The organism is Plantibacter sp. AC185 (assembly GCF_979258065.1).
This window is the reverse complement of record NZ_OZ409831.1, coordinates 3,369,259-3,392,122: the sequence shown is the minus strand read 5'-3', so window position 1 is coordinate 3,392,122 and position 22,864 is coordinate 3,369,259. Positions and strand designations below refer to the sequence as shown.

General features: G+C 63.4%; 19 protein-coding genes, 1 tRNA gene and 1 pseudogene. 7 read left to right on the top strand and 14 right to left on the bottom strand.

What is annotated here, in order from left to right; translation table 11 throughout:
- Position 1: 1 nt before the first annotated feature.
- Both ACZZZB_RS15865 and ACZZZB_RS15860 read right to left on the bottom strand, forming a co-directional pair.
- Positions 2-970: an aldo/keto reductase gene (locus ACZZZB_RS15865; protein ID WP_463530207.1), complete on the bottom strand. Its 969-nt coding sequence runs from the start codon at positions 968-970 to the stop codon at positions 2-4.
- A gap of 17 nt (positions 971-987) precedes the next feature.
- Positions 988-1,857, bottom strand: a complete 870-nt coding sequence (locus tag ACZZZB_RS15860) for a helix-turn-helix transcriptional regulator (protein WP_463530206.1) — start codon at positions 1,855-1,857, stop codon at positions 988-990.
- 173 nt (positions 1,858-2,030) lie between these two features.
- Between ACZZZB_RS15860 and ACZZZB_RS15855 the strand changes: the two genes are divergently transcribed.
- Entirely contained in the window at positions 2,031-3,455 is a 1,425-nt protein-coding gene (locus ACZZZB_RS15855) for an MFS transporter (protein WP_463530205.1), read from the top strand.
- 22 nt (positions 3,456-3,477) lie between these two features.
- Here the strand turns inward: ACZZZB_RS15855 and ACZZZB_RS15850 are convergent, their stop codons facing one another.
- Entirely contained in the window at positions 3,478-3,984 is a 507-nt protein-coding gene (locus tag ACZZZB_RS15850; RefSeq protein ID WP_137243527.1) for a DUF6301 family protein, read from the bottom strand.
- Positions 3,985-4,099: 115 nt separating this feature from the next.
- A tRNA-Thr gene (locus tag ACZZZB_RS15845) sits at positions 4,100-4,192 on the bottom strand.
- A 524-nt stretch (positions 4,193-4,716) separates the two neighbouring features.
- On the opposite strand from ACZZZB_RS15845, the gene ACZZZB_RS15840 reads away from it, so the two are divergent.
- On the top strand, positions 4,717-6,153 hold the full coding sequence (locus ACZZZB_RS15840) for a hypothetical protein (protein WP_463530204.1): 1,437 nt from the start codon (positions 4,717-4,719) through the stop codon (positions 6,151-6,153).
- Positions 6,154-6,184: 31 nt separating this feature from the next.
- Positions 6,185-7,057 (top strand): DNA adenine methylase, encoded by an 873-nt coding sequence (locus ACZZZB_RS15835; RefSeq protein WP_463530203.1) that lies wholly within the window; start codon positions 6,185-6,187, stop codon positions 7,055-7,057.
- 125 nt (positions 7,058-7,182) lie between these two features.
- Here ACZZZB_RS15835 and ACZZZB_RS15830 read toward each other — a convergent pair whose 3' ends face one another.
- From ACZZZB_RS15830 to ACZZZB_RS15795, 8 genes are all read right to left on the bottom strand, one after another.
- The gene (locus ACZZZB_RS15830) at positions 7,183-7,887 is read right to left on the bottom strand and encodes a hypothetical protein (RefSeq protein ID WP_463530202.1); all 705 of its coding nucleotides are present in this window, start codon (positions 7,885-7,887) and stop codon (positions 7,183-7,185) included.
- 321 nt (positions 7,888-8,208) lie between these two features.
- Complete coding sequence (locus ACZZZB_RS15825; RefSeq protein ID WP_463530201.1) at positions 8,209-8,652, bottom strand: hypothetical protein; 444 nt, start codon at positions 8,650-8,652, stop codon at positions 8,209-8,211.
- Between the two features lie 1,152 nt (positions 8,653-9,804).
- Positions 9,805-10,347, bottom strand: coding sequence for a hypothetical protein (locus tag ACZZZB_RS15820; protein WP_463530200.1), 543 nt, complete (start codon positions 10,345-10,347; stop codon positions 9,805-9,807).
- 125 nt (positions 10,348-10,472) lie between these two features.
- Positions 10,473-10,604: a hypothetical protein gene (locus ACZZZB_RS15815; RefSeq protein ID WP_463530199.1), complete on the bottom strand. Its 132-nt coding sequence runs from the start codon at positions 10,602-10,604 to the stop codon at positions 10,473-10,475.
- A gap of 34 nt (positions 10,605-10,638) precedes the next feature.
- Positions 10,639-11,004: a hypothetical protein gene (locus ACZZZB_RS15810; RefSeq protein WP_463530198.1), complete on the bottom strand. Its 366-nt coding sequence runs from the start codon at positions 11,002-11,004 to the stop codon at positions 10,639-10,641.
- Positions 11,005-11,368: 364 nt separating this feature from the next.
- A complete protein-coding gene (locus ACZZZB_RS15805; RefSeq protein ID WP_463530197.1) occupies positions 11,369-11,647 on the bottom strand; it encodes a hypothetical protein in 279 nt (92 codons plus the stop codon).
- Between the two features lie 161 nt (positions 11,648-11,808).
- Positions 11,809-12,015 (bottom strand): hypothetical protein, encoded by a 207-nt coding sequence (locus ACZZZB_RS15800; protein ID WP_138944912.1) that lies wholly within the window; start codon positions 12,013-12,015, stop codon positions 11,809-11,811.
- Between the two features lie 26 nt (positions 12,016-12,041).
- The gene (locus tag ACZZZB_RS15795) at positions 12,042-18,875 is read right to left on the bottom strand and encodes a PA14 domain-containing protein (protein WP_463530196.1); all 6,834 of its coding nucleotides are present in this window, start codon (positions 18,873-18,875) and stop codon (positions 12,042-12,044) included.
- A gap of 394 nt (positions 18,876-19,269) precedes the next feature.
- Between ACZZZB_RS15795 and ACZZZB_RS15790 the strand changes: the two genes are divergently transcribed.
- Complete coding sequence (locus tag ACZZZB_RS15790; RefSeq protein ID WP_463530574.1) at positions 19,270-19,770, top strand: recombinase family protein; 501 nt, start codon at positions 19,270-19,272, stop codon at positions 19,768-19,770.
- Positions 19,771-19,837: 67 nt separating this feature from the next.
- Here ACZZZB_RS15790 and ACZZZB_RS15785 read toward each other — a convergent pair whose 3' ends face one another.
- Positions 19,838-20,284 (bottom strand): MerR family transcriptional regulator, encoded by a 447-nt coding sequence (locus ACZZZB_RS15785; RefSeq protein ID WP_463530195.1) that lies wholly within the window; start codon positions 20,282-20,284, stop codon positions 19,838-19,840.
- Positions 20,285-20,375: 91 nt separating this feature from the next.
- Between ACZZZB_RS15785 and ACZZZB_RS15780 the strand changes: the two are divergent.
- Positions 20,376-21,357 (top strand): annotated as a pseudogene (locus ACZZZB_RS15780) (arsenic resistance protein).
- A gap of 126 nt (positions 21,358-21,483) precedes the next feature.
- Here the strand turns inward: ACZZZB_RS15780 and ACZZZB_RS15775 are convergent.
- Positions 21,484-21,789: a winged helix-turn-helix transcriptional regulator gene (locus ACZZZB_RS15775; RefSeq protein WP_463530194.1), complete on the bottom strand. Its 306-nt coding sequence runs from the start codon at positions 21,787-21,789 to the stop codon at positions 21,484-21,486.
- Between ACZZZB_RS15775 and ACZZZB_RS15770 the strand changes: the two genes are divergently transcribed.
- Both ACZZZB_RS15770 and ACZZZB_RS15765 read left to right on the top strand, forming a co-directional pair.
- Positions 21,752-22,054, top strand: coding sequence for an iron chelate uptake ABC transporter family permease subunit (locus ACZZZB_RS15770; protein WP_463530193.1), 303 nt, complete (start codon positions 21,752-21,754; stop codon positions 22,052-22,054). The two genes, ACZZZB_RS15775 and ACZZZB_RS15770, sit on opposite strands and share 38 nt — an antisense overlap.
- Positions 22,051-22,839 (top strand): ABC transporter ATP-binding protein, encoded by a 789-nt coding sequence (locus ACZZZB_RS15765; RefSeq protein ID WP_463530192.1) that lies wholly within the window; start codon positions 22,051-22,053, stop codon positions 22,837-22,839. Before ACZZZB_RS15770 ends, ACZZZB_RS15765 begins: the two co-directional genes overlap by 4 nt.
- The last annotated feature ends 25 nt before the right edge of the window (positions 22,840-22,864 follow it).

Here is a 22,864-nt window from a genome sequence, read left to right as displayed (position 1 = left end):
CTCACCACCAGAAGGGCGCTTGCGTCACGTAGGGGGATTCGAGCCTGGCGACCTCGTCGTCCGTCAGCTGCACGTCGAGCGCGGCGGCGGCATCCGTGAGGTGTGCCGGTTTGGTGGCACCGATGATGGGAGCTGCGACCGTCGGGTTCCGCAGGACCCAGGCCAGTGCGACCTGCGCCATCGGGATGCCTCGCTCGACCGCGATCTCCTCGACGGCGTCGATGATCGGGCCGTCGGCGTCCGTGTCGAACGCCTTCGCCACCTCGTCGATGTTCGAGCGGTCCGTGGCTGCGCCGCGCGGCCGGGCGAGTCGTCCTTTGCCGTTCGGCGAGTACGGCGTGAGGCCGACGCCGGTGTCCGCGCACATCGGGATCATCTCCCGTTCCTCTTCGCGTTTCAGCAGGTTGTACTGGTTCTCCATCGCGACGAAGGGCGTCAGCCCGCCCACCGCTGCGGCCGTCTGCAGCTTCGCGAACTGCCAGGCGTACATGGAGGAGGCGCCGAGGTAGCGCACCTTCCCCGCGCGGACGATGTCGTCGAGCGCTCGCATCGTCTCCTCGACCGGGGTCTCCTCGTCGAAACGGTGGACGTAGTACACATCGATGTGGTCGGTCCCGAGTCGTCGCAACGACGCGTCGACCTGTTCGAGGATGGCCGTTCGGGAGAGTCCCGATCCCCCGGGCCCGTCATGCATCCTCCCCGAGACCTTCGTCGCGAGGACGATTTCCTCACGGCGGCTGAACCGCGTGATAGCGCGTCCGACGTACTCCTCACCGCTGCCCTGTTGGTAGACGTTCGCGGTGTCCCAGAACGTGATCCCCAGCTCGACCGCCTGCCGGAAGAACGGCGCGGACGCCGCTTCGTCCAGGGTCCAACGGTGGAGTCCGCGGTTCGGATCGCCGTAGGTCATGCAGCCGAGTGCGAGGCGGCTGACGCGGAGGCCGGTCGCTCCGAGGCGGGTGTACTCCATGCTTGGTGCTCCTTGCTTCAGTGGTGGGGCGAGGGCTGTTCGGAGGTGGCCGCCCAGCTGGCGAGGAGTTTGAGTGATTCCTCGCTCGGTGAGCCGGGTTCGGCGCTGTAGATCAGGAAGTTCAGGCCGGGCTGATCCATCGGCTCCATCGCCTCGTAGATCATGCGGAGCTCGCCGACGACCGGATGATGGAACACCTTCTCGCCGGACGTGTGATGGCGGAGGTTGTGCGCGCCCCAACGGACGCGGAACTCTTCGCTGCGCGTGGACAACTCACCCACCAGGTCCTGCAGGGCCCGGTCGTGCGGATTGCGCCCCGCCTCGGTGCGGAGGATGGCGACGTTGATGTCGGCCGAGGTCGACCAGCTCGGGTAGAACGCCTCCGCGAGGTCGCGGTGCAGGAACACGAACCGAGCCAGGTTCACCGGGCGCTCCGGGAGCGCGTAGAGGTCGGCGTACAGTGCGCGGAAGAGCGCGTTCTCGGCAAGGACGTCCATCCGGCCGTTCCGGACGAACGCCGGGCCTGCGGTGATGGAGTCGAGGGCGAGTTGCATACCGGGCCGCACGCCGGCCGGCGCAGACCGTCGGCGGGCCCGGATCGGCGATTCGTTCGCCGCCCGAGCGAGGTCCGTGAGGTGGGAGCGCTCCGCGTCGTCCAACCGCAGTGCGGCGCCGATCGCGTCGAGGACCGCCTCCGACACCCCCGAGAGGTTCCCGCGCTCGAGGCGCGAGTAGTACTCGACGCTCACTCCGGCGAGCATCGCGACCTCGGTGCGACGCAGCCCCGGCACGCGTCGGTTCGTCCCGCCAGGCAGCTCCACCTGCTCTGGCGCGAGTCGGTCCCTGCGAGTCGTCAGGAACTCGCGCACCTCGTCTCGATTGTCCATGCCGACAACGATATGACGCGGCCTCCGGCGCTGGGGTGTTCCCGCAGGACACCCATCCTCGACCTCGTGGAGGCCGTCCGGGCAGGCACGCAGCGTCTCCCGTGCTCGCGCCGCCCCGAGACGTGCCCTGGCGGAGTATCCCTGCTTCGTCGCCGGTGGTGTGTGATCGAGGGATGCAGATCGACCACGGGAACGCGGCAGCACACCGCGTGTCATCACCGACCTCGGACGATGGCCTCGCCGACCGTGCAGGCCGGAAGCCGCGACAACGCCTGACGCTGCTGCTGGCTGCGCTCGGGTTCTTCCTGATCACCCTCGACATCCTCATCGTCACCATCGCGCTCACCAGCATCGCGCGAGACCTCGGCGGAACGACGGCATCCCTGCAGTGGGTGATCGACGCCTACACGGTGCTGTTCGCGGCCCTCCTGCTCCTCGCCGGCAACCTCTCGGAGCGGTTCGGTGCGAAGCGGGCGTTCGGCGTCGGCATCACCGTCTTCCTCGTCACGTCGATCGCGTGTGCGGTGGCCCCCTCGATCGGTGTCCTCATCGCCGCTCGAGCCCTGCAGGGCGCCGGTGCGGCGTTGATGCTGCCGGCGTCCATGGCGCTCATCCGTGAGGCGTTCCCCGGTGGGCGCGAGCGCGCTCGCGCCCTGGGTGTCTGGGCGGTCGGCGGCGCGGTCGCCACCGCGCTCGGGCCGGTCCTCGGCGGCGCGTTGACGACGCTCGACTGGCGACTGGTGTTCGCGATCAACCTGCCCGTCTGCATCATGATGCTCCTCCTGCTCCGGACGGTCGCATCATCCCCGTCACGGCCCGAGCCGTTCGACTGGGCCGGACAGTTCGTCTGGCTCATCGCGTCGACGGCGCTGGTGTTCGGACTCATCGAGGGCGGGGCGGACGGGTTCGGCAGTCCCGTCGTGGTCGCAAGCCTCGGTGTCGCTCTGGTCGGCATCATCGGTTTCCTCGTCATCCAGGCCAGGGGCGCGCACCCGATGATGCCGTTGGATCTGTTCCGATCGAGCGGTATGCGCATCGCCCTCGCCGTCGGATTCGCGTTCATGGTGAGCAACTACGGGACGGTGTTCGTCCTGAGTCTGTTCCTGCAGCAGCAGCTCCGACTGCCGCCGCTGCTCGCGGGCCTGGTGTTCCTCCCGTCGGCCCTCTTCGCCGTCGTCGGCAACATCGTCAGTGGCACCATCGCCAACCGGTTCGGGGTGCGCGTCCCGATCGTGGCGGGGTTGCTCCTCATGGTGGTCGGGCTCGTCGGCACCGTCGCCACCGCGCACCTGGGGTCGCCGATCTGGGTGGGTGTCTTCGCGTGCTTCACCGCCGCGGGAGGCTCCGTGGCGATGCCGCCGGTGACCTCCGTCGTGCTCGCCAGTGTCCCGGCATCGCGCGCCGGCACCGCGAGTGCGGTTTTCAACACCTTCCGTCAACTCGGCGGTGCCGTCGCCATCGCGGTCTTCGGGGCGCTCCTCACCGGCTCGACAGGCTTCATCGCCGGGCTGCAACTCAGCCTCCTCATCGCCGCGGCGCTCATCCTCCTCACCGCGATCGCGAGCGTGTTCATCAGGCCGGCGCCCGGGTCGTCATGACGCCGCAGTCGACCAGACGGGATCAGTCAGTGTCGTCACCGATGCCCGGCGTGCGGCCGGGGTCGATGCCCAGCCGCTCCTCGGCCCGCTCCACGTCGGCGAACCGCTGCCCTTCGACGACGAGCAGCACCTTCTTGGGCACCGTCTTGAGCCAGATCCTGCCGCCGTTCGCCAGTTCCCAGTGAGGGTCTCCGCCCTGGGATCCGGCGGGCTGACCAAGGTGCCCGCTCAGCGCCGACTGCAGCTCCTGAGCGGCACTCCGCAGCGCGCCGGGGTCGTCGCTCTTGTCGGAGACCGCGATCACGACTTGGGCGATCGCTTCATCTGCGACGAGCGAACGAACAGTCGGCAGGTTCACGGGATACCCGGAACGGTGTTGGACACCGCTCGACGTCTCCAGTTTGAGCTGCCACCCGAGACGCTCCGCGAGCGCCTTGAAGTCGTCGCGACCCAGCGGCCACGACACCGACGTGAAGGCTTCGCAGACGGCATCGATCTGTGCGTCCGTGGCTCTGGCGAGTGCACCCATCCGGTCATCCTACGGCCGTCTCCGCACCGGCTTCGGCGGCGGGCGGACGAGACGCCCTGAAAACCAGAACAGCCGCTGACCTGGAGAATCCAGAGCAACGGCCGGGTGGTGCTGATGGAGCCGCCCAAGGGAATCGAACCCTTGACCTTCTCATTACGAGTGAGGGTGATGGGGTGTGTAGCGATCCGCGATAGACTGCTGATCAGGCTATTTTCAAGCCAGGGTCCGCTGAAGTTTGTCAGCGTACGTCCCGCGTTGCTGTCATCTGCGCTTCGCGAACGAAGAGACCGCCGCCGATCGCGAGCAGGGAACCCGCTTCGAGCAAGCGCTCATGAACCCCGACACTATTGCGGAGAAGGTCGTCATCGTCGCCGACGCTCGCCGTCGCAACCTGACAACTGCAGAAGCTGCGCTCGCCGAGTGGAACAGTTCGACGCCCTACCGTTCTCAATCCGGGTCCCCGCGCGAGACCCACCATCTTAGGTTTCGAGCAGCTCGGGTTCCGACAACGAGTGCTGAGCACCCGGCACAACGATTACCTCGTCGCATCACCGGACCGACTGGCGGAGGTCAGAAACAATCAATCGCCAACCCTTGACAAAGTCGACAAGCCGTAGGCCCACGGAAGGCGTCCATCGCCGTGTCAGGCTTCGAAAGTGCAACGCCGTTCCCGGCGCAGACCCTTGATCACCGATAGAGTCAGCCGGTACGTCGGATTTGGGAGGGAAACCGGTGATCGAGAAGAAAACGCTCAACGGAAGTGAGCTGTGGCGCTTCCGGCTAGATGAGAACAACCCTCGTCACGAGCCGAAGACGCAACAACAAGACATCATCGACTACCTCGCAGCTAACGAGGATGTGCTGCCCATGCTTGAGGACATTGCCGATCTCAAGTCTTTGAACCCGCTTGACCGGCTCGGCGTCCTTCGTGACGGTGAACTGTACGTCGCCCTGGAAGGCAACAGGCGCCTGTGCTCTCTGATTCTCCTGAACGACCCAGAGCTTGCGCCCGCCAAGTATCGGGAGAAAATCCGGACGGCTGCTGCGGGGTGGGATCCCGCGATCGTTGAAATTGATATTGCTGTCTTCGACCAGCGAGAGGACGCTGATCCGTGGCTTGAGCGTAGACATCAGGGTGCTCTTAACGGCAAGGGGCAAAAGGCTTGGTCGCCCGCTGCGAAAGCCCGTCACTTCAGGCAATCGCCCAACGATCTTGCGATCCGTCTACTCGACGACGGTCATGCCCTGAATCTCATTACCGCGTCCGAACGTCGTAGACGAGTGGTTACGACCGTCCGTCGATTCTCGGACAACGGCAGCTTCCGCGGCCAGTTCCTCGAAATCAGCACACCAAAGGACGATCCGAACTACGTGACCAACCTGACTGGTGACGTCTACAGCGCGAGGCTTGGTGCGTTCTTCAAGGGACTTTTCTCGGTCGACCCGACGGTGACGTCTCGGATGAACGCGAGCGAAATCGAAGCTTGGGTGCAGGCCCAGTTAGGTGGCTCAGGCACATCGGGCGGCGAGTCATCGGATGGCCGCGACACTTCGACGCCCTCATCAGCAGCCGCTGAGGACGTAGCAGGGAACAACGCCAGCGGGGACGGGTCCGAGTCAGGAGCCAGGCCGGCTACAGAAAGCGATAGCAGCACCAGCGGTAGTGCGGCTTCGCGTCCAGGCGGTTCGAGCCCGCGACCACAAGCACCAGCGAGCCGCTGGTATCTGATCGACGGCGATACGTTCTCCTTCGGAACCGGTGACTCTGTTCGACGCCAAGTGATCTACGAACTGACAAAGGTGGGCAAGAGCACGCCGATCGGAGCATCGGGTCTGGCCCGGATCTTCCTTGAGGGAATCTACGTCGACTTCTGGCAGATGACGTGCAGCGGCAAAGCTGACTCCAAGCTGCACGTCAAGGTGCTCGCGACCGTTGAGGTGATCAAGACGTGGGACCTCAACCGGGCCGAGAGAAATGCGCTTGATGCGCTACATCGGAGCGCCACCAATCCCGGTCATCTGCTGAGTCCTGCGGGTCTTGGAGCAGCGGCGCACGGAGCAACCGTTCCTGCCTGGGCAACGCTCGTGTCTGAGTGGGACACCCTCCTGCCTATCACACGACGCATCTTCGCCTTCGTCGAGGGCCTGGGTGGCCAAGAACGCCGCTGACGACTACCGTTGCAACGGGAGGCCCCAACTGATGCCCATCACGCACTCACCGCTTCGATATCCAGGCGGGAAAAGCGCCCTTTTCGCCGCTACCGCCGAGGTGATTGATAAGAACAATCTTCGCCACCACCGCTACGCAGAACCCTACGCTGGCGGAGGAGGCCTCGCACTAGCTCTTCTCTACGCGCGTCACACCCACATGATCGCGCTGAATGATCTCGACCCAGCAATCTACTCACTCTGGTGGTCCATTCTCAACGAAAACGCGGACCTTCGCGACCGGATCGCCCGAACACCCATCACAATCCCCGAGTGGCATAAGCAACGCGCTACATACTTCGCAGGCGACGCCAGCGATCCCGTGGCCCTCGGTTTCTCGGCCCTCTTCCTGAACCGCACGAACCGATCGGGTGTGATCAAGGGGGGTGTGATCGGGGGCCTCGCTCAGGCAGGTGCATATCTGATCGACTGTCGGTTCAACCGCGATCTCCTCGCGCAGAAGGTAGAACGCATCTGGAAGTACAGGGCACAAATCGAAATCAGCTCGCTCGACGGCAGGTCATTCCTCGAAGAACACGACGCACGCGCGGAGCCCACACTTTTCTTCGTGGATCCGCCGTACTTCGCAAAGGGCCAAGGTCTATATTCGAACTACTTCGAAGATGATGATCACGCGCAACTTGCCCGCAGCATTGCCGCTCTTCGAAATCCCTGGCTCTTGACCTACGACAACGCGGACGAGATTGCCAGACTCTACGCCCAACACCCGCTCTACCGGTACTCGATCAAATATTCGGCCGCGGTCAAACGCATCGGAACAGAACTACTTGCGACGTCACAGGGCCTGCACGCCAACTTCCCAAACATGACACCGGCCCGCCTACCGGAGGGGCGCCTCGCCTAATACCATGACGCAGTGGGAGCGGGACCAGTCAACGGAGCGAGAACCAAGTCGCTGCACTCAAATTGGCCCCCAAATATTAGTGATTCCAACCTGGTCGCGCCACTCAGATCCGAAACAGTTAGGGATTAAAGCGAGAGCTCATAGTCAGTTATGGGGCACTCGTCAATTCGGTTTTGAACGGCGCTGTTCGCCCGAAGCCACGATTCGAGATCGTTGTCGAGAAAGCCAGCTAGCTTGAAGACGTTTTCATGGGCGTCGCCCAGCGCTAGCCGTAGCGGATTCCCGCTGGAATCCTCGACTCCCGCGATTGGTACACCCCAGACGACGTGCTCGTGGTGCGCGATGCGGTTACGCAGTGACTGAACGTACTTCGCGACCGTCTCGACTCGCTGACGCTCCAGATCGCCCACGTTCGGGAACGCTCCCCGCACGGCTTTCTTCCAGATGTGGGTGTCGTAGATCCGCTTGGTCCGGCTAGCGCCATCGTCTCGGTAAGCGCCTCGACCAAGGAGCTTGACCCAGAATCCAAACATGAGGGTCGCCACAACCTTGCCGTGGACGAGCGCGGGGTCTGGCGACAAGTTCCATACCCGACTCCGGCGCTTCGCCTCGTCGACCAACTCGCGCGAGCTGTCGTCGAGCAGCGAGTCATCGTCGTACCACTCCAGGCCGTACTCATCGGCCAATTTGGTCGCCATTGCTGATCGCATCGCAACTTCGACGTGGCCCAGGTCATCGAAGGCAGCAAGCGCAACAGTCCTCGCCCACACGTAGAGCTCGACGCCGTCGACCTCAGTGTCGTATCGGCAGGCATGGTCGTACCGCGCCATGCGTGCGGGAGGAACGGACGCGCGAAGTCGTTGCATAGTCTCGCCTCATGATGGACCGGCCGGTTGCCGAAGTTCAGTTTGGGATCTATACTATTCACATAGCCCCCGGCGCAGCGCACTTAGGTGTGACGGCCGGGGTTCATTTTTGCCCAGGCTAGGCCCTACCCGTAGATCCGCCCAAACGGGACACACGAGCAATCCGGAAGAGGCCGTCCACCCCGCGGCCTGGATGTGGTGAAGTTGGGACTGCTGACGGTTGTGCTAGCTACGCCTCATGCGTGCTGAAGCCGGCAGTAGCAATCGCCCCGATGTCCGCCAGGCTCATCGTCCGTCCTCCAGTTCAGCGAGCGCCGCCATCCGCGATTGCGCAGCCTCGATCGTCGCTTGCTCGCCTGTCGTGAGGACCACCGAGGCGTTCTGGGCAAGCAGTACATCTTCGATCTCGATGAGGTGACGGTGCAGCAACATCTCTGGATCGTCATGGTCGATTCCCTCACGCTCACACGTTCCCGCAGGGACGACCCTTCGCCAGATCGCGTCAACGCCTCGGGCCAACTCACCAATCTGAGCTGACCGCCGGCGAGCTGAGACGCGTCGAGCGGTTGGGAGCAGCATGACGCCCACGCAGAGCAGGAGCACGGCTGCAGTCAGGAGCAGTTCGTACACGCGACCTCCGACGTATATGGCTGGCAGAGCGCCGAGGAGAATGGTCGAGATGCCGTGATCGACGAACAGCTGGAGAGCATCGACCAGGTTCTCTCCCACACCGGCGGGCCGCTCTGGCGTCCGGAGTTATACCTTCCGTTAGACGAGGTTCACGAAGCTGCGGCAGATGCCGTGCCTGCGAGCCCACAAACCACGCCGTCGACCTCCGCTTCGAGCTAGCGAAAGCCACCCCGTCTCATCGATTTGACTCCGGACGAGGACCCAGCCGCGGGATACCTTCGGGAGCTCCGCGCCAGTCGCCAACAGGCACGGGAGTCGGGCGTGTCCGAACACTTGGCAGACGCGCTGGCCGTCGATTCGAGCAGTCGATTTGCCGAACTCGCTCGGAAGCTCTCGAGGAGAGTCTACCAACCACGCTCGCAGGCTGCCTCCAACGAAGCTCATCCGCCGTATCAGCCTATATCAGGCGGAGGTCTGAAGCTTTAGTGGTCCGTTCTCCGCGCTGGGCAAGATCGACACCCCCGAAGGATCCGACAAGTGGCGGACAACCAGCGACGCTCCCCTCATCGCCTCGGGTGATGCGACCGTGCGCGGCAGCCGAGAATCTTCGTTATGTCAGTGAATGAACCTTATGCCGGTGCGGCAGCGTTCACCCGCCGACATCGAGGACAACGCCTACGCAAGGGAGAATCCTGAGGTGATGGCAAACAACCAGCTGAGGCTACCCGCTAGGCAACCAGCGACGATCTGAAACCAGAACGTACTTCTCCATCGGACCTTACGATGGTCGCTCAAGTCAACGCGAGCCCGCCTGAAGACCCTCACCGCCACAATCACGGGCAGGAGAAAGAGGATCAGCCAGCCGAACACGACTGCCGGCCTCGACTGAAGGCCTACCTCCAGGGTCGAGGTTCTCGATATGTCCGTGGCAATGTGGGTCAGCAGCGGGCGAGAAACGAGCTGGAACACGGTTACACAGATCGCCGATGCGAGGGCAAGGCTGGCAGCCGATCTCCATCCGGCTCTGGTTCCAGGAACTGTCCTGCCCTCCGAGCCTGTCACAAGAGAGACCTGACGATCATGAGCGCTGTGCCGCCACATTTTGGGACACGTTCGTGGCGTAGGACGTCGCCACCTGCGCGAGCTCAGCGCAATCTTCTCCCGGAACGACGCTCGAGCCTGCGCACCCGGCCGCGAGAGCGAGCACGAGGCCACTGAGACCGAGGGCGCCGAGAACGCGATGTGGGCGCTTCACAGGGCAATCCTCCGCCGGCGAAGCTCCGTGATGATCGCCACATCCTCCTCGAAGTGCCGAGATCGCTTGTTGGCCGAGAGAATCGTGTCCTTCCAGCCTTGGCGCATCATCTGCCGCAGAGCGAAGCCGAACGTGGAGCCGCCGAAATCAATGTCATCCCAGACTCCGACCTCCGCACGCTCCCGCGGCACGACCGCCTGGAACGTCGGATCGATGCGAATCCGGTGAGCGCTGTACCCCCGGATCGAGATCGCCCCCTCGACCCCCCTGATGTCCAGAGCCATGTCGTCCCCTTGATCAGCTTCAGCGACTCGACGCATATACATCGCACGCTCTTCCGGGTTCCTCGCAACCACTGATGTCTGAATCGTCAGATCACCGATGACCCCGGACAGCGTGACGTTGTGGAACTCACACCCGTAGATGAACAGGGAACCTTGGTCACCCGTCAACCCGCCCACCGTCACGTTCCGCAGCAACGCACCCGATAGCGAACAGCTTTTCACCCGCAGCGACGCCACCGACACGTCCTCGATCACCGGACGCGCATCAAAGTCCTCAGCAAGAACCGAATAGCAGTCGTCTAGGAGAAGATCACCGAAGGTGACTCCCCGGAAAGACTGACCCTCTCGGAGGACCGCTCCTCGAATTTTCTGTCTCATAATCACTTCCCGTAGGTCCAGATGTTGTACTCGGCGATCCGAGTCGGGTCGACGTAGGACCGCTTCAAGTGACGCGCGAGCGCGGAGAGGTTGCTCGTCGTCAGCTCGTAGAACAGGCCCGAGCTGCTCAGCACCGCCGATGTTTCCTAAGACGAGACGAGCACACTGTTACGCAAACGAGAATCCTGAGCTTATGGCGAACACCCAGCAGACACTGGCGAGCACACAAGCCGAGAGAGTCGGGAACCAGAACGTCCTCCGCCACGTGACCTTGCCGTGGTTGTGAAGGTCGGTGCGCGCCTTCTTGAAGATCCTCACCGACATGATCGCCGGCAAGAAAACGAGGAGCACCCACCCGAATGCGAGGACTCCCTCGGATTGGAGAACGGTTTCCAGTGTCGCTGACTTCATGACTTCAGCGACGATTTGGTCGAGTAGCGGACGAGAAAAGAGCTGGAATATGACCACGCAAATCGCCGATGCCAGCGCGAGGCCGACGGGCGCTCTCAGCCGGTCCTCGGGTTCGGGTCTCACTCCGTCGGTCCTCATCAAGAGAGGGACCTGAAGATCATGAGCCCCGCAAACATGACCATCGCGATACCGAGCCAGAACCACAACCTTGGACTCCAACCGCCAGACCGTGTTTCCGTTCTGCCCAGAGCTCTCCGAAAATGCGGCCCAGCGATTCGATCGAATTTTTCTCCGAAGAAGACCAAAATCAACCCAGCTACTCCCACAATCGCTGCCCCAAAGAACATCTCTACGTGCACAGTCGATCCGCTCTTACCAGGGTAAGTAAAACTGTATGGAACACAAGGCCCCGGCCCCTGCGGCCGGGCCGACTGCAGAGTCCTCCATCGGCCAACCCTGTCGAGTGGCCCGTCGCTGACCTACCGAACTAGCCCAGACGCAGGAATACCCAGCTCAACACAAAGCCGGCGCTTACCCAGGCGATCGGCGCCCAGAACGTCCACCACCACCGTATGCGTTGATGGACGAGCACATCCCGTCGTAGCACCCGAACCGTTCTGAGGAAGAGTGCCGTTGGAAAGATGAACAAGAGACTGATCCCGAACACCATGGTGATGCGGGATTCGTTTGTGTCATCGGCCGAAAAGAACTGAGTCGGCGTTGACGTGAGCCGGTCGATCGTCAGTCGGAGGATGATCTGCAGCACCAGAGCAGTGAGCCCAGCGGCCACAGCGATGGGCCACACTCGTCCCCCGCCGGAGGTGGGCTCGCTCGTTTGGGTTTCGTCTGCGTTTCCAGACGTTGGATTGGACACAATTTTCTCCTGAGCCACAGCGGTGTTGAGCTAACGTCTACGTACTATCGCTATCACCCCAGCGACCTGATCAGCATGAACGTTGCCAACACGGCAGCAAGAAATCCAAGCCATCGCCAAAGAACCGTGTCGCCGTCGGGAGAAGTCGTCTGTCGCCGGATGGTTCTCCGCAGGTGCGGGCCCGCGTACCGCTCGAAGAGCCGCGCGAAGACCATCAGGCCCAGACCTGCAACCAGCACAATGACCGATCCGATCATCATCTCAACATTCACTAGTGCTGCCCTTCCTACCAGGGGGTGACTCGCACGATCGAGCAGGCGAAACCAGCCCCGACAGTTGCGCCAACGCCCGGCGTGAACTTCGATCCACCGTCCCAGGCAAGTTCAACATAGCCCCCTCCGACCGCCGAAAAAGAACATGTGGCAACGTACTGGACGCCAGGCGGCGCCTTTCCGGCGGTTCCGGCTTGAGCACTAACTCCTGCCCCAAATCCTGCTCCAAAGCCTCGGCCCCCCGTCCCAAACGTGCCACAGACCAACGCACACCCGTTCACCGCCGCTGAGTAGCTGGCGTCCTTCCAGGTGTTCGTCTGCGGGTTGTCGAAGAACTTGGTCCAGGTCTTGTTCCAGTTGATCGGAACGTTGGCCCAGGTGCTGTTCCAGTTGTCGGCCACCCGGTCGCCGTACGATTTCGCCTTGGCTGGTTGAGGGCGTGGTGGGAGCCGTTCTCCGGTGACGCTCCCGTTCGGTCCGATTTTGAGGCCGCGACACTCTTCGTTGATGCAGGCTCGTTCGCCGCTGAGGTCGAATCGGTTGACAGGGTCTGGTGGGTAGTCGTAGTTGTTGGTGCCTCCACCTTCGACCGGGTCAACCTCGAGGAAGCGTCCGAGCTCGGGCACGTATTGCCGCTCACCCATCTCAATGGTGCTGATACTCCCACTGTGTTCGGTGAGCTTGTGGTGTTGTCCAAGCCAGCCCCAGTCGGCATCGCCGGTCAGCGTATCAGGCCCCCCGTCGTTCCCAGCGACGGTTCCGAGTGCTCCTGAGGTTGGGTCAACCGCTTGCCCGAACGGGTCGTAGCGGTGAACGCTCGGGCTTCGAGCACCTCCAGCATCGGCGGTCACGACAATGTCTCCGTGGATGTTCGGGTAAGACCACAGCTGTGCCGCGCCGCGCATGGTCACCGAAACGCCTCCTGGCAGGTTCACCATGAGCTCGAGCACTGCGTTGGCGCCGTCAAGTGTGAACGCGGCTCCACCGCTGGAGGCGGTGTGGCCGTATCTCACGACGGTCGGCGTCCCTCCCCCGTACGGTGTCTCTGTTCGCTGTACGATGCGGCCCGTGACGTCGCGGAGGTACTCGACGATTGGGCCGGCTTGGATGACCGTCTTCGTGTGGCGATCTGCGATGTCGTAGCTGATCGTCTGGTCTGCGAGTTTCGTGGTGTTGCCGTGGGCGTCGTATGCCAACGACGTCGCCGCCAGTCCTTGAGACACAGGCCCTCGAGTCGGGTCGGCTGCTCCGCTGATCTGTGAGGACGTCAGTCGGTCGGCCCAGTCGTAGCAGTACGCGGTCGAGGTGGTTCCTCCCCCGACCACCTGGTCGGTGGAGGAGGTTCGGTTGCCATTCATGCCGGCTCGAGTATTAGCGCCGCAGCCGTCTGCGTAACCGTAGCTGAGGTTGTGGCCAGGGATTGCTGCGGCAACGAGGCGGCCTGCTGTGTCGTAGGTGTAGCGGGATTCGTACGCTTCGTCCCCGTCCAGCAGTGTGTTCGAGAGAATCCTGGCCGACTGGGATCGCAGGACAGAATCGGTGACCGCTTCTCCGGTTGGGAAGGACCAGGTTTGGTCGGTGAGTGCCGCAGCGCCGTTGCGCTGGACTCCCTCGAGGGATGCCCCGTTGCTATAGCTGATCGACGCAAGTTCGCCCTGCACGTAGCTTGGCGTCGCCGAGATGCCCGCTTGTGTGACCCCGGTGAGGCGCCCATCGATGTCGAAGGTGGATTGCGACGTTTGAGCTGGTCCACTGGGGGTTTTGAGTGTCGTCGTTGTCGGTTGTCCGAGCCGGTTGTATCGAGTCTCGGTGACAGCACCCCAAACGTCGGCGTAGGTGGTGGTGCGACCGAGTAGGTCGACCGTCGTCGTGATAGCACCGGCGGAGTCCCCCGCGATCATGGTGAGGGGCGCGGTGACACTGTAATAGAACACAGCCGTTCGTGTGACCTGCTGCGCAGTCGCCGGATATTCGGTCTGAATACTGCGACCGCGCAGATCAAACATCGTGCAGGTCCAATCTGCGTCGCCGGAGCGTTTCGTCCCGACCTCTCGGCCCCACAGGTCGTACAGATACTGCGTCTCAGCCCGGGCGCCATCTGCCCCGGCTGGCGGGGTGGACTTCTTCAACGCACCGAACTGAGCGGTCGTCTTGGGGATCCCGCAGATGTGTGAGCTGGCGTCCTTCACTTGTGGATCGTCAGGCAGGGCCGCCTTGATCGTTTGGGTGTCCCCGAAGTAGCTGTAGGTGGTCCCAGCGACTGCGAGTGATTGTCCAGAGGCAACGCCCGCCGGGAGCATGCGTGAGGTGCGGCGGTTGTAGGTATCGGAGTGTCCAGCCTGGGTGCGCAGGTTCAACCCTTGTGGGTCGAGAGCTGTCTCGGTTGCGATCCCGAGCCAGGGTGATGCCCCGTACGAGGTTGTCGTCTTGCTTGCGGGGACGTCAGTGTTGTCGATGCCGGCAGGTGCACCAGGTGGTGCCGAGTCGTCCGTGATTGTGGATGTTGCCAGGTTGTATGCAGGGCTCAGGGCAGTTCCCGGGACGGCGGTGAAGGTCGTCTTGCCGGGTGCTTTCCAGTTGAGAACAAGCGCTGCTGGACCGGTGTCCTGGTAGTAGTGGATGCGAATTCGGGACACCTGGCCGGCTTCGGCGACATTGACGATGCCCACGGGTGACGGTGCCCATGCGCCGCCTCGCCAGAAGTTCACGACGAGGTTGTCGTCGACCCAGACCTGGGAGCCATCGTCAGAGTAGGTCTGGAACTCATACTTGCCCGCGGCGGGGAAGGTGATCGTTCCCGTCATGCGAGCGGACCAATTGGTTGCGGCGATCCCGGAGACCGGTGAGGCGGAACTCCAGTCTTTCTCTACAAGGCCACTCGGGACTGTGGGGATTCCTTGCGTCATAACTTTCGGGACGCCGCTCAAGGTCTGGTTGTTGTACCAGGCTGTGGAGAGGCCGCGTAGGCCCTCGTCATAGTTCGTCGACGTATGCGCCGGCGCCGTTGCACAGCTTGAGAGCGGGCGCTTGTCGGAACCGAAGCAGGACGCCGGCGCGGGCCCGTATGAATCGGTTTGGAGATCTGACTGGTTGTAGAGGTTGGTGATCATTCGACCCGTGGCGTCCGTTGTGGACAGAATCTGGTCTCGACTGCTCCACTCGACTGAGGAGCTCAGTCCCGAGGGTGTGGTCTCACTCACCCCACGCCACGCGGAATCCCATGTGACGGTTCGCGCGAGGGCGTCGGACCCGTCGTCCGCGACCGCGTTCACGATCGTCGTCCCTGCCTGATAGGTGTACTTGCGCCCGGGTTGTAGGTTCGCGCTGATGCCGTCCGGTGCGGCTAGCGTCACCGCGGCTGCCTTGCCAGCGGCGTCGTATGAAATGACTGTTTGGTTTGTGTTGCTTGCGGTTCGGGTGGGATCTGCGAGCAGCCAATCGTTCTGGGCGACGTTTCGCACGGCAGTGAGTCGGCGGTCGGCGTCGTAGCTGAAGCTGAGATTCTGGTTACCCGGATTTTGGATCCCAATTAAACGGCCGGCTGCGTCGTAGAACAGACGGGTGGTGTCGGTCGTACCGGGCCGGTGACCTGGATACACGATGCGGCACAGCAAGCCGAGGGGAGCTTCGCTGCCGCCGGGGAGGGCTGGGCAGGCGGAGTTCGCAAGGTTCGAGTCCGCGCGCGTCAACGGAGCCTCAGCTGTGTCCCCTCCGTAGAAGTACCGGATGTCCCGAGGCACCGCCGAAGTACTCAGCCGGTCATAGGTTCGTTTGACTCGCCCTTGAGCGTTGTACTCGAGCGCGGGCGCGGCCGGTTTTGCGATGTCGATCGGACTGACGACTTGGTCGATGACACCATCAGCTCGGAACGTGTGCACGATGCCGGTTGCATCGGTGAAGGTGACGAGTTTGTTGCTCGACAGGGAGACGACTCCCGTCTCCCCTGCGGGTGGCCGGTAACCGCCGTCGGCAGCCCGCGTGTAGGAGTGCGTTCCACCCTTCGAGTCAGTGAGGGTAATTGACCCCTCTTCGACACGAGCTCTCGTGTAGCTGCCGATGTCGCCGGCGAGAATCGCCGAGGTCGCCCACCCGTCAGGCAGGATCTCGGGCGACTTCGTGAACCATGACGCCGGCACGATGAAGGGTGCACCGTTCGGGCCCAGTTTCGCCCACAGCTCGATTCCTGCGGGGCCGGATGCCTCGTAGTAGTCGAACTGGAACGGTTTCGGTCCAGCTGGCAGGGTCTTTGCGGTGGTCGCGAAGACCGGTGCCGGAGTGAATGCTGTGTTCGCCCACTTGTTGATGATCGTTGTTCCGTCGATGATCAGCTTCGCCCCGTCGTCCTGTCGCGTGCCGAAGTAGTAGTCGCCGGCGACGTTCGGTGAGATGAACCCTGTCCAGCGCGCCAAGAACCGGTCCGCGGGCACGCTCGCACCCGGCGAGTCGGCGCCAGGCGACCCTGTCTCCCAGTTGAAGCTGATGAGTTTGTCCGTGCGTTGCAGCACCCGGGTGGCTGTTGCGAAGTCGTAGGTCTGGGTCTGGCCAGGCTTGGCGGTGGCGTCGAAGTACTCGGCCTTCAGTCCGGCGTTCGACTCTGTGAGCGAGTTGTAGTTGAATCCGACTCCCATCGGCCCGCCGACGGTGGAGACGGTGGGTGATGAGAACTGCACGTTCGCGTTCCCCGACGCCAGGTTTACGGCGACGGATCCGGCGACGTCGGTGGGCGAGATGCTGTCGGCCCCCAAGCGTTTATTGACGGTGAAGGTGGCAACCCAGGGAGTTGTCGACTCGACGTCGTATCCCACATCCTTCGTCAGAACGGTCCAAGAGTAGGTGGTTCCGTCCTGCAGCGATGCCGTTGGTATCTGCCACTGAGGGGCGTCCAACCAGTTCGACAACAGGATCCCTCCCGTTCTGGTGTCGGGTCCGGTCGCGATGCGGAAGCGATATTTCAACGCACGGCCTGCTGGATTTGGTGGCGCTGCGACCGCGAGGACGGGCGAGTCAGTGACTGTGATACTGCGGTCCTGTGGCTGGGAGGAAGCTTTGTCCACCACGGGGACATTGGCCGTGGTGAAAGCCCACGTGCCAACCGGTCGCGTGGTTGACGTTCCGAACACGCCGTCGTAGTTATCTCTGACGAAGGCACGCCAGTAGTACTTGCGGCCGGGGAGTAACTTGTCCGCGGGAACTTGGATCTGATCTTGGGCCAGCCATCCGGAATCCCAAACGGTGCCGACGTCCGGGTTGGGATTTTCGCTGAGACGGAAGAGGTACTGCAGCGAAGTGCCGGGCGCCGGGGTCACGCCCTTGATCTTCAGCGTCGGTGTCAGGTTCGTGTTGATGGCATTGTGTGCAGGAGCCGTCGGAGAATCGACGGTGCCACCGGTGGGGTACTCCTTCCACCAGACGTACATCTGAGACGCCTGATAGTGCTTATACGTGTAGGTGTTGGACTCCTCACCGGTGAATGTGAAATGCATCGCCGTCGTGCCAGCTCGGGTCCACGCTGCAACCTGACTGGTGAGTCGATCATCGTCGACGAGCCCGTTGCCATTGTTGTAAGTGGCGTTGCCGAGGAAGGTGCCTAGTGAGTTGTACTGGAAGCTTGTCGCAACCCACAAGCCTCCGGCCCGCACGGTGGTCGTTGAATCACGCGATTGGCCCGCCAGGCCGACCTGCACGTCGAGAACCTGCTTGCCCGAGATCGATGCCCAGTTATACAACGCCAGCGCGCGCCAGGTGCCGTTCGTGTTGGTGTTTCCGACCTGGATTCCATAATTGTGGTTGTACTGACCATTGGTCTTGTAGGTGTGAGTCTCGGCCGCTGTTGAGTAAAGGTCTGGGTCAACGAAGACTGGGTAGACGCGATCAGCGCTGTTCAGCCAGTTGCGGTCGGGTTCCAGCGAGAGAAGCCAATCCTTGCCGTCCTGCTCGACGCTGACGTCCACATTGGTTTGGGCGTTTGCCCGATCGCCCGTCTTGCTTGCCGAGTCCCACATCGTCGGACGTGGGATGGCGAGCTCTGGCACACCAAGTTCGTTCTCGAAGACGATGTCGCCGTTCCCATCGATTCGTACATCGAGTCCAGCCGTGGAAACTCGCCACTGCCATGAGGCTTTACCCGACGCGCCCGGCGCCGCCTTGAGCTCGAAGAGTTCCTTGACGCCGGCCGGGGTCACCTCGTACACGAGGTCCGTAGTCGGGAAGACGTCGTGGTAAACGGCACGTTCCTTGACATCGCTCCAGGGAAACATGTCGCGCTGCAGCGGCGATGCAGAGGCTCCCTCGAGAGTAAAAGTGATCTCCCGGAGGTTCTTCGTGATCGCAAGCAGCGGCGATTCGTCCGCTCGTCCAGCGAACACAGGAGCGAGGGGGTGCTGCACGACTTCAGCGCCGCCCTGGCCCAACCACTGGAACGGACCGCGACCTGAAAGATCTGTGGCGACCGGCTTCCACTCGCCATCGATCTTCACGTTCAGCGGCACGTCGGAGAACTTCGTGACGTTCGATCCGTCCGGCCCCTCGTACGTCTCCGAGTAGGCCTTCCGGTCAACGACCTCGGCCGACGAAGGATCCACCTCATCCACAGAGTCGAACTCGGGATCAGCATCCGGGGCGGGCGCCTCCTCCACCGGTTCCGCCGGCTGAGGAAGGCTCTCAATCTCCATCGGCACAGGTGCCTCGCCCTGTGGAAGCGCAGCGTCCTCCGAGGATCCGGTCAGCGCCGGTTCCAAAACCGACGATTCGCCGAGTTGCCCAGGCTCGTCGGGCTCGTCAGCAGCGGCAGGCTGCGCAATGGTTCCGACCAACGCTCCGACAATCGCAAAACCCAGCACCGCACGCATGAACCGTCGAGCGGCCACATATCCCCCAAAGTCAGAGCAACGAGGCCGAAGGTACGAGAAACCTGAAGATCACCGCAACATCGACTGCGTGATTTCACTTGTACGCGTGTCAGTCTTGACAAGATTGGGTCAACAACCACGGTCGCCCCAACGCTCATCATCCGGAGGCCTTCGATGCGTCAGGAACCTACAGGTTTACGAGACACCTAGCTCCTCGGCGATCCAGACCAACTCGGGCGCGAAGTGCGCGGATCTCACAGCCGGCACCCTGTCTCGTAAACTCGTCTCACCTGCTTTCGTGTCTCAACGCGCTTCACGCGGGTTTCTGAGACATGCTGATGCCATGAGGCAGATCGAGTACACCAGAGTGAGCACCGCCGGCTAAGACGCGCAGCTGCAGCCCGACGCGCTCGTCGACGCCGTCGTCCAGAAGCGCGACGTGTTCGCGGACGTGACCTCCGGCGGTAAGACTGCAATCGAGCGGCCCGGTATGACGAAGCTGCTCGAGTACGCCGAAGCCGGCGACACCGTGATCGTGTGGCGCATCGACCGACTCGGTCGGTCTCTCATCGACGTCCTCAACACCGTCGAGCTCCTGCGCGGCCGCGGGATCCACGTGCGATCACTCTCGGAAGGGATCGCCCCTGTGACATCGACAGGCCGGCGGATGCTCCAAATACTCGCCACCCCGGCCGAGTACGAGCGCGAGTTCATCATCGAACGTGTGAACGCCGGCATCGCCGCGGCACGCGAATCGGGCACCCGGTTCGGGCGCCCACCCGTGAACCCGGACATCATCGCCGAGAAGCTCGCGATCGTGGCCGAGGCCCGCGATCGCGGGCGCACCGCAGCAGAAGCCGCCGCACTCGTCGGCTGGAGCAGGGCGACGCTCTAGAGACACCAGACCGACACCACGACACGAACACCGTGACACTCCAAGGCAGGTTGCACGCATGCTCAAGTCAATCGAGCTCCTGGGGCACACCGGAAGCGTGGGTCGAGGCTGATCGCTCGGCCGGGTGAAACACGCATTCGGTTGAGCAGTGTTCGGCTCGATCTGGACAGTTCGCGAGTCCCATGTCGGCCTGGTCGAGGCGGGCGCGCAGCTCGTCGAGGCGGGCGCGTTTCTCGTCGATCTGGCGCACCCGTTCCGCCAGGAGCGGGCGGAGCTGGTCGCGAACGTCGGTGCAGGAGTCGTCCTCCAGCGACCGGAGATGCCGACCGATGTCAGCGAGTGGCAGGCCGAGTTCTTTGCTCGCTTCGATCAGGTCGAGCCGCCCGAGCACGGCGGTGTCATAGTCGCGGTAACCGTTGCGGGTGCGGCCGGGGGCGATGAGCCCGATGCTCTCGTAATAGCGCAGTGCGGTCGGTGCGACGCCGGTGCGTTTGCTGACCTCCGAGATGCGCATGCGCCGATCCTACGGCTGGGAACCCGGCTTGACCTTCCAGTGGCTCGAACGTTTACGGTTGAGCCTCGTGCCCCTCAACTCTCGGTCCCTCGTGACGGCGATCGTCCCGTGGCTGGAACGTCACCAGATCGTGCTCTACCTCGCGGCGATCGCTGCTGGCGGCGTCCTCGGCCTGCTGCTGCCTGGCGCGCATCATCTGGAAGTGGCGATCGAGCCGGTCCTCGCGCTGCTGCTGTTCGCGACGTTCCTCGGCGTGCCGTTCGCCGCGATCGGCCGCTCGCTCCGCGACGTCCGATTCCTCAGCGCGGTCGGGGTCGTGAACTTCGTCATCGTGCCGCTCGTTGCCTACGGGCTGTCGCGGTTCGTCGCGGATCAACCGGCGCTGCTGTTCGGGGTGCTCCTGGTGCTGCTGACGCCGTGCATCGACTACGTGATCGTGTTCGCCGGCCTCGCCGGAGGAGCCGCGGAGCGCCTGCTCGCGGCTGCTCCGCTGCTGATGCTCGCGCAGATCCTCTTGCTACCCGTCTACCTGCTGCTGTTCATCGGTCCCAGCGGTGTCGCGGCCGTCGAGCTCGGCCCGTTCGTGCGCGCGTTCCTGCTGCTCATCGTGCTGCCACTGACGGCGGCCGCGGCGACGCAGTGGCTTGCCAAGCGGCACCGGATCGGGCGCGGGATCGAACGCACCATGCTGGCGCTGATGGTGCCGCTGATGGTCGCCACGCTGTTCACCGTCGTAGCCTCGCAGGCGGGTGCGGTGAGTACCGCGGCCCTGCAGTTGCTCGTGCTCGTGCTCGTGCCGCTGTATGCGGCGTTCCTCGTCGTCATGGCGTTCATCGGCACGGGTGCCGGGCGCCTGTTCCGCCTCGACGTCCCGGCGACCCGTGCCCTGGTGTTCAGCGGTGCCACCCGGAACAGTCTCGTGGTCCTGCCGCTCGCGCTCGCGCTGCCCCCCCCCGTCACTGGCGCTCGCGCCCGTGGTGGTCGTTACGCAGACGCTCGTCGAGCTGGTCGGCATGGTCGTGTTCGTGCGGCTCGTCCCACGGCTGGTTCGGGAACGAACACCGGTCAGCTGAACCTCGCAAGTCGGGTTTCGACAACAAGTTCTGAGCACCCGACGTGTGTGGGACCTCGCCAACCGCACCGGACCAACAGGCGAGTGCTCCGAAACAATCGTTTCCAGCTGACGGCTACGCCCTGCGTCAGGAGTGCGTGGTCGGCTGGTAAACCACACCAGTGCACGATGCCGGGAGCGCGACAGCATCTTCTTCGTCTGCCGCGGCTGGAACGGTCAGTGCCCAGGCGTTCATGGCGTCAAGGACGGGCCGTAGGCCCTGGCCCAGTTCGGTGAGCTCGTACTCCACTCGGGGAGGGATTTCCGGGTGCGAGGTTCGGGTGACGATTCCATAGGTCTCGAAGCGACGACTCCTGCAAATCGGGACGCCGTTCGCCACGGCGCTGGGACAGAATGTGCGCGCGGTGCAGGTGTCGGCGATCGTCGTCGGCATCGGCCTCACCGCACTCGCGACGGCGACGGTCGGCCCGATCTCGTTCATCGCACTGGCGGCACCGCAGATCGCCCGGCGCCTCGTGCGCTCCGACGGACTCGCACTAGGGCCCACGGCCGCAGTAGGAGCGTTGCTGCTGTTGCTCGCGGATGTCGTCGCCCAACGCATCCACCCCGATTCGCCCCTGCCCGTCGGCATCGTCACGGTGTCGATCGGCGGACTGTACTTCCTATGGCTACTCCTGCGAGAGGGAAAGAAGAGATGACCCGACTGATCGTCGACGGCGCCGCGCTCGGCTACTCCGACAAGCTGGTCTGCGAAGACGTATCGGTGGATATCCCCGACGGAGCATTCACCGTAATCGTCGGGCCCAACGCCTGCGGCAAGTCCACTCTCCTCAAGAGCCTCACCCGACTCTTACCGCCGACGCGCGGTAGCGTGCTGCTCGACGGGCGCAGCCTGCACAAGATGCCGACCAAACAAGTGGCGCGCGAGGTGGGCCTGCTCCCACAGGGTCCCGTCGCGCCCGACGGCATCCGCGTCGTCGATCTGGTGACGCGGGGACGCTACCCACATCAGCGTCTGTTCTCACCCTGGTCGCCCGACGACGAGACCGCCGTCGCCTCAGCGATGGACTCCACCGGAGTCCGGAGGCTTTCCGGCCGCCTCGTCGACGAGCTTTCAGGCGGGCAGCGCCAGCGAGTGTGGATGGCGGTCGCACTGGCCCAGCAGACACCGATCCTGCTGCTCGACGAGCCAACCACCTATCTCGATGTCAGCCACCAGATCGAACTGCTCGAGCTGTGCCGCACACTCAACCGGGTGCAAGGCCATACGCTCGTCGCCGTCCTTCACGATCTCAACCAAGCCGCACGCTACGCCGACCACATCATCGCGATGAAAGACGGTGAGGTCGTCGACACCGGAACCCCGGCCAAGGTCATCACCGAGTCGCTTGTGTCCGAAGTGTTCGGACTCGACGCGCGTGTCATCCAGGACCCGGAATCGGGCAGTCCCCTCGTCCTGCCGCGTTGGCCGCACCCCATGTAGAGGCGTACTTCCGTTGCCGTTGCTG